The 15395-nt window shown below is 30.6% G+C and carries 15 protein-coding genes, 2 tRNA genes, 1 other RNA gene and 1 pseudogene; 3 read left to right on the top strand and 16 right to left on the bottom strand.

Going from position 1 to position 15395, the window contains the following annotated elements:
* Positions 1–507 precede the first annotated feature (507 nt).
* Positions 508–1092: a hypothetical protein gene (locus CLMAG_RS33465; RefSeq protein ID WP_242872924.1), complete on the top strand. Its 585-nt coding sequence runs from the start codon at positions 508–510 to the stop codon at positions 1090–1092.
* A 172-nt stretch (positions 1093–1264) separates the two neighbouring features.
* On the opposite strand, the gene CLMAG_RS04245 is transcribed toward CLMAG_RS33465, so the two are convergent.
* Together CLMAG_RS04245 and CLMAG_RS33170 are read right to left on the bottom strand one after the other, a co-directional pair.
* Positions 1265–2434: an amidohydrolase gene (locus tag CLMAG_RS04245; protein ID WP_066618328.1), complete on the bottom strand. Its 1170-nt coding sequence runs from the start codon at positions 2432–2434 to the stop codon at positions 1265–1267.
* Between the two features lie 128 nt (positions 2435–2562).
* The gene (locus tag CLMAG_RS33170; RefSeq protein WP_066618326.1) at positions 2563–3213 is read right to left on the bottom strand and encodes a hypothetical protein; all 651 of its coding nucleotides are present in this window, start codon (positions 3211–3213) and stop codon (positions 2563–2565) included.
* Between the two features lie 276 nt (positions 3214–3489).
* Here CLMAG_RS33170 and CLMAG_RS04235 point away from each other — a divergent pair, with 276 nt between their 5' ends.
* Positions 3490–3747 carry a hypothetical protein gene (locus CLMAG_RS04235; protein WP_066618324.1) on the top strand — a complete coding sequence of 86 codons (258 nt, stop codon included), beginning with the start codon at positions 3490–3492 and terminating at the stop codon, positions 3745–3747.
* 61 nt (positions 3748–3808) lie between these two features.
* On the opposite strand, the gene ssrS is transcribed toward CLMAG_RS04235, so the two are convergent.
* The 9 genes from ssrS to CLMAG_RS04195 form a co-directional block, all read right to left on the bottom strand.
* Positions 3809–4000, bottom strand: a non-coding RNA gene (gene ssrS / locus CLMAG_RS04230) — 6S RNA.
* Between the two features lie 7 nt (positions 4001–4007).
* Positions 4008–4089: transfer RNA gene (locus tag CLMAG_RS04225), tRNA-Leu, on the bottom strand.
* A gap of 178 nt (positions 4090–4267) precedes the next feature.
* Positions 4268–4855, bottom strand: coding sequence for a lytic transglycosylase domain-containing protein (locus CLMAG_RS04220; protein WP_066618321.1), 588 nt, complete (start codon positions 4853–4855; stop codon positions 4268–4270).
* Between the two features lie 50 nt (positions 4856–4905).
* Positions 4906–5499 (bottom strand): dephospho-CoA kinase, encoded by a 594-nt coding sequence (gene coaE, locus CLMAG_RS04215; RefSeq protein ID WP_066618320.1) that lies wholly within the window; start codon positions 5497–5499, stop codon positions 4906–4908.
* A gap of 68 nt (positions 5500–5567) precedes the next feature.
* Positions 5568–8222, bottom strand: coding sequence for a DNA polymerase I (gene polA, locus CLMAG_RS04210; RefSeq protein ID WP_066618319.1), 2655 nt, complete (start codon positions 8220–8222; stop codon positions 5568–5570).
* A 192-nt stretch (positions 8223–8414) separates the two neighbouring features.
* Positions 8415–8552, bottom strand: a complete 138-nt coding sequence (locus tag CLMAG_RS32255) for a hypothetical protein (RefSeq protein ID WP_161486928.1) — start codon at positions 8550–8552, stop codon at positions 8415–8417.
* A gap of 217 nt (positions 8553–8769) precedes the next feature.
* Positions 8770–9771: a GGGtGRT protein gene (locus tag CLMAG_RS04205; RefSeq protein ID WP_066618310.1), complete on the bottom strand. Its 1002-nt coding sequence runs from the start codon at positions 9769–9771 to the stop codon at positions 8770–8772.
* 21 nt (positions 9772–9792) lie between these two features.
* Entirely contained in the window at positions 9793–10485 is a 693-nt protein-coding gene (locus tag CLMAG_RS04200; RefSeq protein ID WP_066618307.1) for an iron-sulfur cluster assembly scaffold protein, read from the bottom strand.
* Between the two features lie 275 nt (positions 10486–10760).
* Positions 10761–11033 carry a hypothetical protein gene (locus tag CLMAG_RS04195; RefSeq protein ID WP_066618304.1) on the bottom strand — a complete coding sequence of 91 codons (273 nt, stop codon included), beginning with the start codon at positions 11031–11033 and terminating at the stop codon, positions 10761–10763.
* 127 nt (positions 11034–11160) lie between these two features.
* Here CLMAG_RS04195 and CLMAG_RS04190 point away from each other — a divergent pair.
* Positions 11161–11247, top strand: a tRNA-Leu gene (locus CLMAG_RS04190).
* Between the two features lie 227 nt (positions 11248–11474).
* On the opposite strand, the gene CLMAG_RS04185 is transcribed toward CLMAG_RS04190, so the two are convergent.
* From CLMAG_RS04185 to CLMAG_RS04165, 5 genes and pseudogenes are all read right to left on the bottom strand, one after another.
* Positions 11475–11999, bottom strand: coding sequence for a flavoprotein (locus CLMAG_RS04185; protein ID WP_066618300.1), 525 nt, complete (start codon positions 11997–11999; stop codon positions 11475–11477).
* Between the two features lie 421 nt (positions 12000–12420).
* On the bottom strand, positions 12421–12741 hold the full coding sequence (locus tag CLMAG_RS33460; protein ID WP_242872955.1) for a DNA adenine methylase: 321 nt from the start codon (positions 12739–12741) through the stop codon (positions 12421–12423).
* A gap of 267 nt (positions 12742–13008) precedes the next feature.
* Positions 13009–13254, bottom strand: a complete 246-nt coding sequence (locus CLMAG_RS04175) for a DUF5659 domain-containing protein (protein ID WP_066618296.1) — start codon at positions 13252–13254, stop codon at positions 13009–13011.
* An 82-nt stretch (positions 13255–13336) separates the two neighbouring features.
* Complete coding sequence (locus CLMAG_RS04170; protein WP_066618290.1) at positions 13337–13531, bottom strand: hypothetical protein; 195 nt, start codon at positions 13529–13531, stop codon at positions 13337–13339.
* 316 nt (positions 13532–13847) lie between these two features.
* Positions 13848–14478: pseudogene (locus CLMAG_RS04165) on the bottom strand (PocR ligand-binding domain-containing protein); the annotation flags it as partial.
* Between the last annotated feature and the right edge of the window lie 917 nt (positions 14479–15395).

Here is a 15395-nt window from a genome sequence, read left to right as displayed (position 1 = left end):
ATAATTCCCCCTTTTACATAATAATTTTATATAAATAAAATAACTTTAAGAAAAGCTCAACTATAGTATCTTTTTGAATGTAGAATTAACCACTATTTTTGAATTATATGATTACATTGGATTATCTTGTCATCTTCATGTTAAATTATTCTGAATTTAAAGTCAAATCTACTTTGTTAAATAATATAGTATATACACCTAAAAAAAACCATTTTAAATAGCATTTACTTGAAATTTCTATCAATATTCATATTTTTTTTTAATATAATTGAACAAAATGAAAAAATCCACTTAAAATATTGCTTTTTTAAATAAGACATCCTAATCCGACCTTTATTTTTGTTATTTTTTTATCAATTCATCAATATATAAACTTACTTGTACAATTATTAATGCATTTACTTAAAATCCTTAATTGTAATTATTATCCTACATACTATTACAAAAAGAGGGAATCATATTAATGGCCTTAAAAGACCATACTTTTTTTATTGAAGGGAGATATTTATGGATAATAGTAAAAACTTACAAGAAACAAAACAACTTAATGCTCAATCTAGAAGCGGTTCTTCTAGTGCAGGAATGTCTAGTAGTACAAATAATTCTGATTTAGAAGAAGCAAGACAACTTAATGCTCAGTCTAGAAACAGCTCACTTGGAATGGGAATGTCTCAGAGCTTCAGCTCAGGCATGACTAGTTCTTCAGACAGTGCTGATTTGGAAGAAGCAAAACAACTTAACGCTCAATCTAGAAATAGTTCTTCTGGCATGGGCGCATCACAAGCTTTTACTTCAAGCATGACTAGCTCTTCAGATAACGCTGATTTACAAGAAGCAAAACAACTTAATGCTCAATCTAGAAATAGTTCTTCTAGTATGGGCGCATCACAAGCTTTTACTTCAGGTACAACTAGTTCTTCAGATAGTGGTGATTTACAGGAGGCAAGACAACTTAATGCTCAATCTAGAAATAGTTCTTCTGGTATGGGATCATCACAAAGCTTTACTTCAGGTGTGACTAGTTCCACAGACAACGATGATTTGCAAGAAGCAAAACAACTTAACGCTCAATCCAGACAAAACAAAAAATAGTAGTATTATAATTTATTTTTCTCCTTAGGTAAGTGAGATTAATAACAATAAGTATTTTTTATAACCTTAACTAAAAGCAAGATATCACTAAACACCCCTATTACTTAAAATGGTTTAGTGATATCTTTGTTTTATGTTTAATTTTTTAAGATAAATCTTTAAAAATTTAGAATCAATTTTTCATTTTTCTTTTATACACAATTTCTCCACTAATAATAGTCATTATAACTTTAGTCTTTACAACATCTAAGGGCTCACCATTTAAAACTATTATATCTGCATCATATCCTTCTTTTAAACTCCCTATTCTATTACCACACTCTAACAGTTCTGCTGCATTACTAGTTATAGCTCTTATTGCCTCTACTGGTTTTAGACCTTCCGATACAGCTAAAGCTGCAATTGCTCTTAATTGGTCTATGGAATTATACGGATGATCCGTCATTAAAGCTATCTTTACCCCAGCTTCAACCAAGTTAACTGCCGAACCATAACTTCTTTTTCTTAGTTCCATCTTTATTCTAGGTGTCAACATAGGTCCAAAAGCTATAGGTACATTTTTCTCCTTTAAATATTCCTTAACTAAATGTGCTTCTGTACCATGTTCTATTACAAGTTTTCTTATTTTAAACTCCTCTGCTATTCTAATAGCAGTAACAATATCATCTGCTCTGTGCGCATGAGCTCTTAACATTATTTCACCCTTTAATAGAGGCTCTACAGCTTCTAGTCTAATATCTCGCTCCACTACTTTTCTTGCTTCCTTACGTGCAATATAATCTTGAGTTCTAATAAATAATTCCCTTATTAGAGATGCAACTCCCATTCTTGTAACAGGACACTTGCCATGAATACCATAAGTAGCCATCGGATCTTCTCCAAAGGCTATCTTAAGTCCCGAAGGATTTTTTACTATCATCTTGTCAATTATGTTTCCATATGTTTTTATAACAACATTCTGTCCTCCAACAGCATTATTACTGCCTGGTCCACTCATAAGACAAGTTACACCAGACATCACAGCATCTCTAAAGGCAATATCTAGAGGATTAATTCCGTCTATCGCTCTTAAATGAGGTGTTACTGGATTTGAAGTCTCATTGTTATCTATTCCTAACTTACCAGTAGCCTCTTCAATAATGCCTATATGGGTATGACAATCAATAAAACCTGGCAATACATAATTTTCCTTTACATTAATAATTTTCACTTCATTAGATCCACTATGTATATCTACATCAACTTGTTTTATCTTTCCATCTTCAATTAACACATCACTTTTTTTAACATTTCCAGTGTTAAAATCTATCAGGAGACAATTCTTTAATAATATGGAGTTCACATGTATTCCCTCCTTTTGTAAACAAATATCGTATAGGTTTTAGTTTTTTAATTAAGATAATATTAAACCAGAGTATGTTTTGTTTAAAAAGGCTTCTAAAATTAAACTTAGAAGCCTTTTGTCTATTACTATCTTCTTGCGCTTTCTATAGCTCTTCTAGCTGCTAATATCCAATTGCTAACAGTTGAGCTAGCCATATTAGTCCCATCTACCTTAACATCGTAATTCTGCTTTTGAACCATTGCATTTGATAATTCCCTTCTAATCTGATCTACTGCGGCTAATGTTGTCCCTCCACCTGTAGATCCAGTAGTTGTTCCACCTGCAGTTCCAGTGTTTGTTCCACCAGGCGCAACTATTTTATTTGTATCTACATTTGCTGTTCCACCGGTAGTTCCTCCGATAGTCCCTCCGGTAGTTCCACCTGTTGTTCCTCCGGTGTTTCCTGCTGTCATTCCATCAGTTGTTCCAACTCTATTAATCTCTCTACCTTCTGCATTTACCGACTTTAAAGCTACATCTACAATTTTACCTCCCTTTACTGTAACTATAGCCGCTTCATTTCCACTTGCAGTTCTATTGCCTGCGCCTAAGTACACACCATCTCTTAATGTAGTAGTGTAGTTTGCTTGATTTGTCCCTCTATTATCTGTTTGGTTTGTACTCTGATTTGTACCTTGGTTTACATCCCTGTTTCCTAATGCAGTATTTCTGTTTCCGCATCCCACTATAGAACTCAATATTAAAATAGACATTATTGTACTCTTTGTTCTGTTCATAATACCTTCCTCCTAGTTTTATACTTTCACAAAAATTGTATTTAATCGCCAATAAATACTTTAATTCACTTACTATTAATTTTTATTAATATAAAATATTCATATCTATAATTACCTAAAATGAAATTTTTATTCTAACCTATAAGATGGTATTTTAAACTTGTAAAATTTTATCAAACTATAAAACTAAAAACTAACGCATTATTAAGTTATAAAAAAACTTAATAGTGAAACAATAAAATGTACACAGACTATTAGGTTATGGAGGTGGAAATTATGACCAAAAAGTATTCAGTAATATTGATGGAAAACGAAAACTCTTGTGCAGTTAAACAAGTAAGTCAAAATACCTATAATCAGATAAAAAACATGAAGAGCAGAGGTGAAAATGATGCAAAAATCACCAAAAGCATGACAGAATTAGATACTACTGAAGATAACATAGTTATGAATGGTGTTAGTAGAAGTGAGGCTATAGAATATGCTTTAGATGATGGTGAAGATTATGTAATTGTAAGGGCTTTTGATACTTAAGAAAATAAATTAAGAGAGGTATTTCTACCTCTCTTTTTAAGCATATCTGCTTTATTACTTATTATTATCCAAAATACCGGTACTCTAATTTTGACACCTATCTTTCGATAGGTGGGTGTCCTCACAAATGTTTCTATCTCTTTAAAGCCACTCAAAGGTCTCACAAAAATTACATATTCACATCTAAATATTGAACTCCCGTAGTTGAACTGTAGGTTCAAAATATAGAGCTTCTCGTATATTCCAGAAATAATATACATTGGTGCGAAAGACGGGACTTGAACCCGTACGGTCTCCCACACGCCCCTCAAACGTGCGCGTCTGCCATTTCGCCACTCTCGCATATTTAGCCGATACCTACACGGTTTTTATTACTTTCTCGTATATCCTACCGACAAATTCATTCTACTACGTATTTTTTTAATCGTCAATAGGAAAATGATGAAATTTAACCTTCTATTTATATAAATACTATAACTTTCAGTGGGTTATGAAAATTTCTATGTAGAAAGAACAGTTTTCATTGCTTAGCTCCTATAGAAACTGTTACTTTCCCAATATTGTCTTCTTTATATAAGTATTTGTATATGTTATAGTTAACTTTAACTTTCTTTATATACTTGTCCGTTTCCTTAAAAGGTATGTAATGAAGATTTTTTCCGTCAACTGAATGTTCTGCACTTTTAAGCCACTTTTGTACATTACCTCTTCCTCCATTATATGCAGCTAACACTAATTCATTATTATCATTAAACTCTTCCTTTAAATTATTTAAGTACCAGCAACCCATTCTTATATTAAAGTCTGGATTGTATAACATTTCAGTTTTAAAACTATTTATATTCATCTTTTCAGCTGCCCACTCTGCTGTATCTGGTGTAATTTGCATAAGCCCATAGGCGTTCTTGTTTGACTTAGCTCCTTCATCGAAATTACTTTCTGTTTTTATTACTGCTGCTACTAAAAAAGGGTCTAAATTATATTCCTTGGAATACTTAATTATATTTTCTGAGTACTTTAGAGGAAAAAAAGTCTTTACTATATTTTTTGCATTCATAATTAATATAATAAGAAATATAATTCCTAATGCACGTTTTGTAACTTTCAACCAATTTATGCTTTAAAACAGTCATGTTCTAAAGCACTTCACCCCCTATACTATATGCAAATTTCTTGTAATATTTTATTTACTTGTCGCTTTGTTCTTTCTATAGTTCCTGAGTTATCTATTATATAATCCACAACTTTTTTCTTATCTTCTAGAGACATCTGTGAATTAATTCTGCTAAAAACCTGATCTTCTGATAGGACATCTCTTTTTTTTACTCTTTCTATTTGAGTTTTTAAGTCCACCCAAACCAGTATATTAATATCCATCTTTAGATGTAGTCCATTTTCTATTAATGTTGGAGCATCCAAAATACAAACTTCTTCTTTTTCTTTCTCTAACTCAGTGATTCTATTAAATATCTCATTTTTAATAAAAGGCATAATTATATTTTCATAATCTTTTTTTCTATCTTCTTTTGAAAATATAAAGTTTCCAAATTCTTTTCTCTTTAATTTGCCATTTTCATTAAAAAAGTTATATCCAAAATGTTTCTTCACTTGTTCAAGGATTTGAGGGTAGGTCTCCAAAACCTCCCTAGCTACAATATCTGCATCTACTATAGGAAAACCTTTTTTTTTAAGCATAAGTGATACTGTACTCTTCCCACTACCTATACCACCTGTAAGACCAATCTTTAACACCTTATCACCAGCCTATACCTAATTGAGAATTGAAAGCCTCAAATAGCTTTCAATCCTCAACCATATTTCTATTTTGCTTCGTACCAATTTTCTCCTACACTAACATCAACTTCCAATGGCACTCTTAACTTAAGAACATTTTCCATTTCTCTCTTAACCATAGCTTTAACTTCTTCAAGCTCATCTTTATATACATTTAAAATTAATTCATCATGAACCTGAAGTATTAACTTACTTTTAAATCTCTTTTGTTTTATTTCATTATATACATTGACCATAGCTAATTTAATTATATCTGCTGCACTTCCTTGAATAGGTGTATTCATTGCAAGTCTTTCTCCGAAAGATCTTACCATCTTATTAGAAGCTTTTATCTCAGGTATAAACCTTCTTCTATTCATTACAGTTGTAACATAAAGAGTTTCTTTTGCTTCATTTATTATATCATCCATATATTTTTTCACACCTGGATATCTGTCGAAATACGCATCTATATAATTTTTCGCTTCTTTTCTAGATATCTTTAAATCTTTAGCTAAACTAAAATCACCAATCCCATAAACTATACCAAAATTTACAGCTTTCGCATTACTTCTTTGAGTAGAAGTAACTTCCTCTATAGGCACTTTAAAAACTTCTGATGCAGTCTTTGTATGAATATCACTATGATGTATAAATGCATCTATTAGATTTTCATCATTACCTATATGAGCAAGCACTCTAAGCTCTATTTGAGAATAGTCAGCTGAAAGTATAACTTGATCTGTAGTATCTGGAACAAATACTTTTCTTATTTCCTTACCCATCTCATATTTTATCGGTATATTTTGGAGGTTTGGTTCTGTACTTGAAAGTCTTCCTGTAGCAGTTACAGCTTGATTAAAACTTGAATGAATCTTACCATCTTCATCAATTACAGCTTTTAAACCTTCAATATATGTTGAATAAAGTTTAGTTAATTGCCTATAGTAAGTTATTTTTTCTATAATAGGATGCTTATCAGAAAGTTCCTCCAAAACCTCTGCATTAGTGGAATAACCAGTTTTTGTTTTTTTGATTACAGGTAGATCTAGTTTTTCAAATAATATTTTCCCAAGTTGCTTAGGAGAGTTTATATTAAATTCTTCTTCAGATAATTCAAATATCTCCTTCTGTACATTATCTATTTCTAGTTTAAACTTTTTGCCAAGCTCTGTTAATTTGTCTTTATCTACTCTAAAACCTTCATACTCCATTGAAGCTAAAACATCTGTCAATGGTTGCTCTACTTTATACAGAAGCTCTTCCATGTTTCCTTCTTTTATTTTAAGCTCTAAAACTTCAAAAACTTTGTTCAAAAGATCAGTTTTCTTAACCTGGCATTCTTCAGAATCTCCTGGCACATTAACCTGTAAATAGTCCTGTAAAATAGTTTTAAGATCATATTCTCCCTTTGAAGAATCTATTAAGTAAGCGGCTATTTTTGTGTCAAATTTAACGCCTAAAAAGTCTACGCCCATTTTATGAAGTATAGTGTGAGGTATTTTAACATCATGACTTACTTTTTTTATCCCCTCATCTTCAAATATATTTTTAAGTAATTCTGCAACTTTATCTTTATTTTCTTCATAAAGTTGTTTCAATTCTATTACATAATTATTTAGGTCTAGATTTATAAATATTTTTTCTATGTAACCTCTTGAGTATATGTTTTCTTCAACTGTTTTAAACGTTAAATATAATAATTTGTTATCCTTCTTACATATAAGAACTATATTTTCTGTAAGTTGTCTAAACTTTTCTATATCATCAATTTTAAGATATTTCACTTCAATTTCTTCTGTATGATTTTCTAAATTTTGATTTAAATTTTCTCCACCTAACATTTTATCTATTAGAGATTTAAATTGAAGCTTAATAAATAATCTTCTTACTCCCTCAGCATCATAGTTGTCTTTGGATTTTATAGAATCTAAATCTATTTCTATAGGCACGTCAGTCTTGATAGTTGCAAGCTTTTTACTAAATATAGCCTGTTCACTATGCTGAAGTAAATTTTCTTTTATTTTTTTACCACTTATATTATCTATATTCTGAAGCACATTTTCTATGCTTCCATATTCCTTTATTAATTTAAAAGCTGTTTTTTCTCCTACCCCTGGCACTCCTGGTATGTTATCAGATGAATCTCCCATCAGACCTTTTACATCAATGAACTGAGTTGGAGTTACCCCATATTCTTCAATCATTCTATTTTTATCATAAACTTCTTTTTCTGTCATTCCCTTTTTAGTTATTATAACATTTATATTTTCAGAAGCTAGTTGAAGTGCATCTCTATCTCCAGTAACTATATAAATCTCTATATCCTTATTTTCTGCAAAATTAGAAAGGGTTCCTATTAAATCATCAGCCTCAAATCCATCTATCTCAAATATATTAATAGAAAGAAGCTCTAAAAGTTCTTTAACAACTGGAAATTGTTCCGCTAACTCTGGAGGCATTTTTTTTCTTCCTGCTTTATAATCCTTATACTCATTATGCCTAAAAGTAGGAGCACTTCTATCAAATGTAGATACTATATAATCCGGCTTTATCTCCTCTTTCATTTTCAAAAGCATAGTGGTAAATCCATATATTCCATTTGTATGTAAACCCTCTGCATTAGTCAAAGGTGGTAATGCATAATAGGCTCTATTCATCAAACTATTACCATCAAGTATTAGTAATTTTTCTTTAGACATACTTTAACCTCCAATATAATTATCTTCTTCAACTTCTTTATTATAACATATAAAAACAAAATTTATTATTTAACTCAATACTAATTGGAGTATAAAATAAAAATTGAGAATGGCCTTTATAATAACTCCATTCTCAACTTTTATTTAAATTACTTTTAATTTATAATAACTTTAATTATGAATATATGTCATTTATTTAGAAAATAACCTTCCTATCATATTAAATAAGAATTTGCATGACTCTTCTTTTTCTTTTTTCTTATCCTTTTCTCGTTTTAAGTTTTCCAGTTGCTTATTATTACTCTTCAAACTTTTTATCCACCCTTGCATACAAATCACTCCTTTTCCATTTATTGTATTGAGGTTGTTTTTATTATGTGATTAAAATTGTATAAAAAAACTCGTCCTATTTATTATTAATATTATAATATTTTTCAAGATAAATGTCACTAGTAAAATCAAAATATTTTGAATTTTCTTTACTAAAGCAAATTGAACCCCTACACTTAAAGTGTAGGGGCTTATAACCATCTTTGGTTTTATTAATTTACTTACTCATAGCTTCTTCTATAGCAACAGCTACTGCAACGGAAGCTCCAACCATTGGGTTGTTACCCATTCCGATAAGTCCCATCATTTCAACGTGAGCTGGAACTGATGAAGAACCTGCAAACTGAGCATCTGAATGCATTCTTCCCATAGTATCTGTCATACCATAAGAAGCTGGACCTGCAGCCATGTTATCTGGGTGAAGAGTTCTTCCAGTACCGCCACCGGATGCAACTGAGAAGTATTTCTTACCTTGCTCATAACATTCTTTTTTGTATGTTCCTGCAACTGGGTGCTGGAATCTTGTTGGATTAGTTGAGTTACCAGTTATTGATACGTCAACCCCCTCTTTATGCATTACTGCAACACCTTCTCTAACATCATCTGAACCATAGCATTTAACTTTAGCTCTTGGTCCTTTTGAGAAAGCAACTTCTCTAACTACTTCTAATTTTCCTGTGTAGTAATCAAATTTAGTTTCAACATATGTAAAGCCGTTAATTCTTGAGATTACATAAGCAGCATCTTTTCCAAGACCATTTAATATAACTCTTAATGGCTCTTGTCTAACTTTATTAGCTTTTTCAGCTATTTTTATAGCACCTTCAGCAGCTGCGAAAGATTCATGTCCTGCTAAGAATGCAAAACATTTAGTTTCTTCTCTTAAAAGCATAGCTGCTAAGTTTCCGTGTCCTATACCAACTTTTCTGTCATCAGCAACTGATCCTGGGATACAGAAAGCTTGTATTCCTTCTCCTAAAACTTCTGCAGCTTCTGCAGCCTTAGTACATCCTTTTTTTATAGCTATTGCAGCACCTAATATGTATGCCCAACAAGCATTTTCAAAGCATATTGCCTGAGTCGATTTAACTATATTATAAACATCTATTCCCTTTTCATCACAAACAGCTTTAGCTTCTTCTATAGTTTTCATACCGTACTTTTCAAGCACAGGTGTTATCTGATTAATTCTTCTTTCATAACTTTCAAATAATGCCATTTCAATCGTCCTCCTTATATATTACTCATGTCTTGGATCAATAACTTTTACAGCTTCATCAAATCTACCATATTGTCCAGTAGCTTTTTCTTTAGCTTCGTTAGCGTCCATTCCTTTTCCTATCATTTCCATCATTTTTCCAAGGTGAACGAATTTATATCCTATAACTTCGTTATTTTCATCTAAAGCTACGTTTGTAACATATCCTTCAGCCATTTCTAGGTATCTAGTTCCTTTAAGCTTTGTTCCGTACATAGTACCAACTTGGCTTCTTAATCCTTTTCCTAAATCCTCCAGACCTGCTCCTATAGGTAGTCCACCTTCTGAGAAAGCAGTTTGAGTTCTTCCGTATACTATCTGTAAGAACAATTCTCTCATTGCTGTATTTATAGCATCACAAACTAAGTCTGTGTTTAATGCCTCAAGTATAGTTTTTCCTGGTAGTATTTCTGACGCCATAGCTGCAGAGTGAGTCATTCCTGAACATCCTATTGTTTCAACTAAAGCTTCTTCAATTATACCATCTTTAACGTTTAATGTAAGTTTGCAAGCACCTTGTTGTGGCGCACACCAACCTATACCGTGTGTTAATCCTGCTATATCTTTTATCTCTTTAGCGCGCACCCATTTTCCTTCTTCTGGAATTGGAGCTGATTGATGGTTTGCTCCTTTAGTTACGCAACACATTCTGTCTACTTCTGTTGAATAAATCATTTTTTATTCTCCTTCCTACTTAGTACGTATTATTATACCAGAACATAAAACTATATCAGGTTCTATATTCCATATAAGGTCATTTTTGCCCTATAGGACTATTTCGTACCCACCGGGACACAAAACGACTAATTCATAACAATTACATTTTAACAAATATCACCTTGTACCACAATAGATTTTTATAAGAATTTATAATAAAATCTATACTTTATTATAATATAGTTTGAATAAATGAAAAACTCCACATAAAAAGAGCTCAAAGAGCCCTTTTATTAACGAAGATTCTCTAACTTGTTCTTTAATTCTGTAGCTTGTTTTGCTTCATTTAATGCACTGCTGATTTCATGATTAAATTTTTCTTTCTCTTCTTTATCAATTACAATATTTTTCGTTAAGTGTTCTAGTATATTTATTTTTTCTAGTTGTATTCTATAATAATTATATCTTTCCTGACAATCACTTATTATTTTATTCTGTGCCTGAAGCAATTCGTCTATAGCTTTTTTTCTTAATTCCTCTTTTCTCACTTCTTTAAATAGGTCCATACTGATTACCACCCCCATATTTTTTTATATTCAGAATCAAATAAAGTTATTCTATTTATTTTAAATAAAGTTTTCCCAAAAAACTTGACTCTTTAGATTAATTATGTTACTATAATTTATGTAATTTGCCGAAGTGGTGGAACTGGCAGACGCGCCGGACTCAAAATCCGGTGGTAGCGATACCGTGCGGGTTCGATTCCCGCCTCCGGCACCATGGTTATCCACACTATTTTCAATAGTGTGGATTTTTTATTTTGGCTATATTTAAGAATAATATTGATTATTTTGAAGTTTTAAAGGAAGTCCGTTAAGGGCTTCCTTTATGAATATTATAAGAAAATTATGAATTACAATAAGATTTAAAATAGACCAATCAAATATCTTGATTGTAAACTTAAATATTTTATAATTACATAAAACACCTTTTGCCTATAATCATTCTCAACTAATTACTTCTTCAACTCTCCTGATAATAGCCTCTATGCTTGGAAACAGGCTTGGATATTTATCATCTTTATTTTCAACAAAGATTACCCCGTCTTCTTTAAGCATTTTCACATTTCTTTGTACACTTGGTTTACTGTACATTGTCGGATTAATATGAGTTGCAAAAATAATAGGTGCATTGGTTGACAATAGATTTGTAGTAAGCAGATTATCTGCTATTCCATTTGCTACCTTTCCAAGGGTATTAGCAGAAACTGGTGCAACAAGCATTAAATCAGATTTAAGCGACAACGACTGGTGATTCATATCATAAGCCTTTGGAAGTTCAAACTGCTCAATCTGGATAGGTGTTCCTGCCTCTCTCTGTACCATAAGAGGTGTAACAAAATTAACTGCATTTGTCGTCATAACTACATGTACCTGCGCCCCAAGCTTTTTTAATTCTCTAATTAACGTAATTGACTGGCCTGCCGGACTACATGCTGTGATTCCCAAAGTTATTATTTTTCCTGATAACATATTTATTCCTCCATTTTCATATAATTCTATCTGCATTCATTAAAAGTCCCTAATTACAATATAATATAGTTATATCCTTACAATTATCAATATTCCTTCTAAGATGATGTGCAATCAGCATTAATTTGCAAAATTTTACTGTTGTCCTCTTATTTAATTATATTGTATATCAATAGAGGTTTCAAATATTTAACATTACTATATAAATATTGCTTTTCTTATTTTAAAGTCCTTTAACTGTGTATCAGAAAGAGAAGTATGTGACCGGATTAATAAATGTTTTTATTTTATGGTATTATTTTCTACATTAAATAATTTTCACCATTGAAGCTAATACATACAATTTGCAAGATATTTTCTTGCAATACCATGAAACCCATACATCCATTCTTTTAGTTTACACTGAAAAACTTCTAAAAGTTTAATAGTTAGCTATTATCAATTCTTTAAATTTTCTTCTTCCTTTTTCTTCTTTGCATACTGAATATCCAACTTCAGTTTCATTAATATTAAAATCCTTATACCATTCTCTAACTTTATCATTATCATTTATAGTTAATAGAAATTTTCCTTTGGCATCTCTTAAAAGATTTCTTAATTTTAAATGATCTTCTTCATTAAACTTATTTTTGTATCCACAAGTTTCAAAGTACGGTGGATCACAGAAGAAAAATGTATGTGCTCTATCATACTTTTTGATTATTTCTTCAAAACTCACATTCTCTATGTAAGTGTTTCTAATTCTTTCTTTAAGTATTATTAAATCTTCCGTATTAAAAATCTGTGGTTTAGGAATCCCTGTAGTTCCATATCCAAAGTTATCTCCCTTACTAGCAAAACTTTGTGATAATAATATATGAACCTTACAGCTCTCTAAATTTCTGTAAGAGGCTTTGCATCTATGTCCTTGTATTGAGAAAATATATCTCTACTACTAACTTCATAAGTAAGTAATCTTTCTTTCAACTCTTAATTTAAATCGAAATGTGAAAGCTGCTGTCGAAAGTAGTTAATTATTTTTTTGCATACATAAAAGAGTTTTCACCCTTCTTTCTGCAGATATATACTCACATATATTAATATTAACTGATTTATTAGTGTACTTAAGTATGTATTCATCTAATTTACTATCATTCTCAAAGCACACAATACTTCTATTAAATCTTTTATCCTTAATTATTTGTTTTATCTCTAACCCACAAGCTACTAAAAATACTATTAGATTCTTATCTGTGATTTGTTTCAAATTATTCATAGCTAACATCTCCTCTGTCCGAATATCAGTTCGTGTTAAAGTACAATTTTTTACTCCTAGATTTTCTCCAGGAGTAAATCTATTATTGAGTAATTGTATTATTTGTTATTGTAGTTCCTTTGTCTTTACCTTGATTTATGTTAGCGACTACAGACTTTATTGTAGCAAATATGTCCCCAGAAGACAGCATCGTTTGTGCAGTAATCTTCTCTACAGCCTTGCTATGTTTTATCGCTCCTTCCCAATTATATTCTTTTCCCATCTGCTCTACAGCCATAACTATTCTTTGAGGAGTTTCTACATCATTTATATTTAATTAGTGTTATGTTATGCTAAATTATTAATACAAGCATAAAAATAGTTAGTTCAATTTTGAACTAACTGATAATACACAAATTTTTTGTATTACGGCGTAAAAGCACCATAAAATTCAGATTTGAATAATACGGTGCTCAAGAAATTATTCGTTTTTTCATTTGTTACGTTAAATAGGAGCAATGTGTAAAATGAAAAATTGACACTATATTAAGGTAAAAATTTTATGTAAATTTTCTATACTATCATGATTTATTTTAATTGGATAATTTTGTTAATTGTTCAGCTAAAATCGTAACATTCTGCATAGCTGCATTCTTTGAGTTTTCTGATAGATTTCTTATTTCTGTTGCAACCACTCCAAAGCCTCTTCCTGCATCACCAGCTCTTGCCGCTTCAATAGCAGCATTCAGTCCAAGCATTTTGGTTTGATCGGCTAGGCTTTTTATTGAGTCTAATATTGAATTAATTTCTATTGATATTTCCTTAACATTAATAATTTCTTCACTTAAATCCTGTTGATTGTTTGTGACATCAACTTAGGATGCTGACAACTCTTCCATCTACTATAATAGGTGCAGCAAAATCTACAAGACCAGCATGACAAGTATAAACATAAGGTTTTCCTGTTTTTGCTGCTTCCTCTCCACCCCTTTTATGTGATTGGGCACATCTGTCAGCACCAATTTTAGTAGAATGAGTTAAGTCCATACAAAAACTTGTATATAAACTTGGCTTAGTTACAGGGATTCCATTAATATCTACAGTTATACTGGCAATATCCATACTTTCAGCAAAGTTATCTTGAAACTTCTGAAGTAAACCAATATCAATAACATCGTTTATTTCTACTGAGTCTAAATTAATACTATTTGAATCTAAATTGCTACTATTAATTATTTTTACCATAAGTCTTACCTTCTAGAGTATTGTTATCGATTTGAAAATATAGTTTACACATATGTTGCTTTGTATGATAATTGGTATTATAGCAAAAAAGTAAAACCCTTCCATAAATAAGTATCATATTATTTTAGAATAACTTAATCTAATATTAAAATGTTGTACGACAATGATTCATGAAAAAAACAACTAAAAGATATATATTTACATTACTTTAGATGATGATTTTTGAAATAAGTGCAAAAATCATTTACTTTTTAACACCACAGTATTCAACTTTCAAAGAACATCTTTCGTATTTTTAATTTTAATAGTTAGTATTTGAAATGCGACAAAAAAACCGTAAAATTCTGTTGAATAGTACGGTTTTTGAATAAACCTATTTTAGTTGTTTTTTATTAAGCTACTACATATACAATTGAAATTACTTAAAAAGCTCGTCACCACTTTTAAAGCCTAATCCAGTCTAATACTGTTCTATGAACTTTATAATCAGCCTCCGGTGCGACAAATATAAATGCAGCATTAACTTTCATTTTTATATCTTCCCCTAATTATAATTTTACTAGTCTACTTATTCACGCATACCAATATGATAAATTATATACATAATCGTACCATATGTGTAAGTAATATACTATTAGATTCCCAAAGAACATTGCTCGCGTATTCAATTTTAACAGTTATGTCGCTATCTAATCATAATTACTAAATATCATTATATTTAGGTATACCAATAGTCGGTAACTCTATTTTTATTACGAAGTGACTAATCAATTATATATTTCTTAACCTAAGTCTTTCATCTGATTTTTTGCCTTATCAAATATAAATTTATCTTTTTGAAAGGGTTTATTTACGCTATTATATAATTAGGTAATATTTACAAGTAACTTAATATTTTTAATATATTATTTGGAGGT

This window comes from Clostridium magnum DSM 2767, assembly GCF_001623875.1.
In the GTDB taxonomy this organism is placed as follows: Bacteria; Bacillota; Clostridia; order Clostridiales; family Clostridiaceae; genus Clostridium_AM; species Clostridium_AM magnum.
This window is presented reverse-complemented; position numbering and strand designations above follow the sequence as displayed.

Bases quoted from the DNA above. Each gene is read 5' to 3' on its own strand.
- CLMAG_RS33465 (WP_242872924.1), top strand. From the start codon at position 508: ATGGATAATAGTAAAAACTTACAAGAAACAAAACAACTTAATGCTCAA.
- CLMAG_RS33170 (WP_066618326.1), bottom strand. From the start codon at position 3,213: ATGAACAGAACAAAGAGTACAATAATGTCTATTTTAATATTGAGTTCT.
- CLMAG_RS04235 (WP_066618324.1), top strand. From the start codon at position 3,490: ATGACCAAAAAGTATTCAGTAATATTGATGGAAAACGAAAACTCTTGT.
- polA (WP_066618319.1), bottom strand. From the start codon at position 8,222: ATGTCTAAAGAAAAATTACTAATACTTGATGGTAATAGTTTGATGAAT.
- CLMAG_RS32255 (WP_161486928.1), bottom strand. From the start codon at position 8,552: ATGCAAGGGTGGATAAAAAGTTTGAAGAGTAATAATAAGCAACTGGAA.
- CLMAG_RS04205 (WP_066618310.1), bottom strand. From the start codon at position 9,771: ATGGCATTATTTGAAAGTTATGAAAGAAGAATTAATCAGATAACACCT.
- CLMAG_RS04200 (WP_066618307.1), bottom strand. From the start codon at position 10,485: ATGATTTATTCAACAGAAGTAGACAGAATGTGTTGCGTAACTAAAGGA.
- CLMAG_RS04195 (WP_066618304.1), bottom strand. From the start codon at position 11,033: ATGGACCTATTTAAAGAAGTGAGAAAAGAGGAATTAAGAAAAAAAGCT.
- CLMAG_RS04185 (WP_066618300.1), bottom strand. From the start codon at position 11,999: ATGTTATCAGGAAAAATAATAACTTTGGGAATCACAGCATGTAGTCCG.
- CLMAG_RS04175 (WP_066618296.1), bottom strand. From the start codon at position 13,254: ATGAATAATTTGAAACAAATCACAGATAAGAATCTAATAGTATTTTTA.
- CLMAG_RS04170 (WP_066618290.1), bottom strand. From the start codon at position 13,531: ATGGCTGTAGAGCAGATGGGAAAAGAATATAATTGGGAAGGAGCGATA.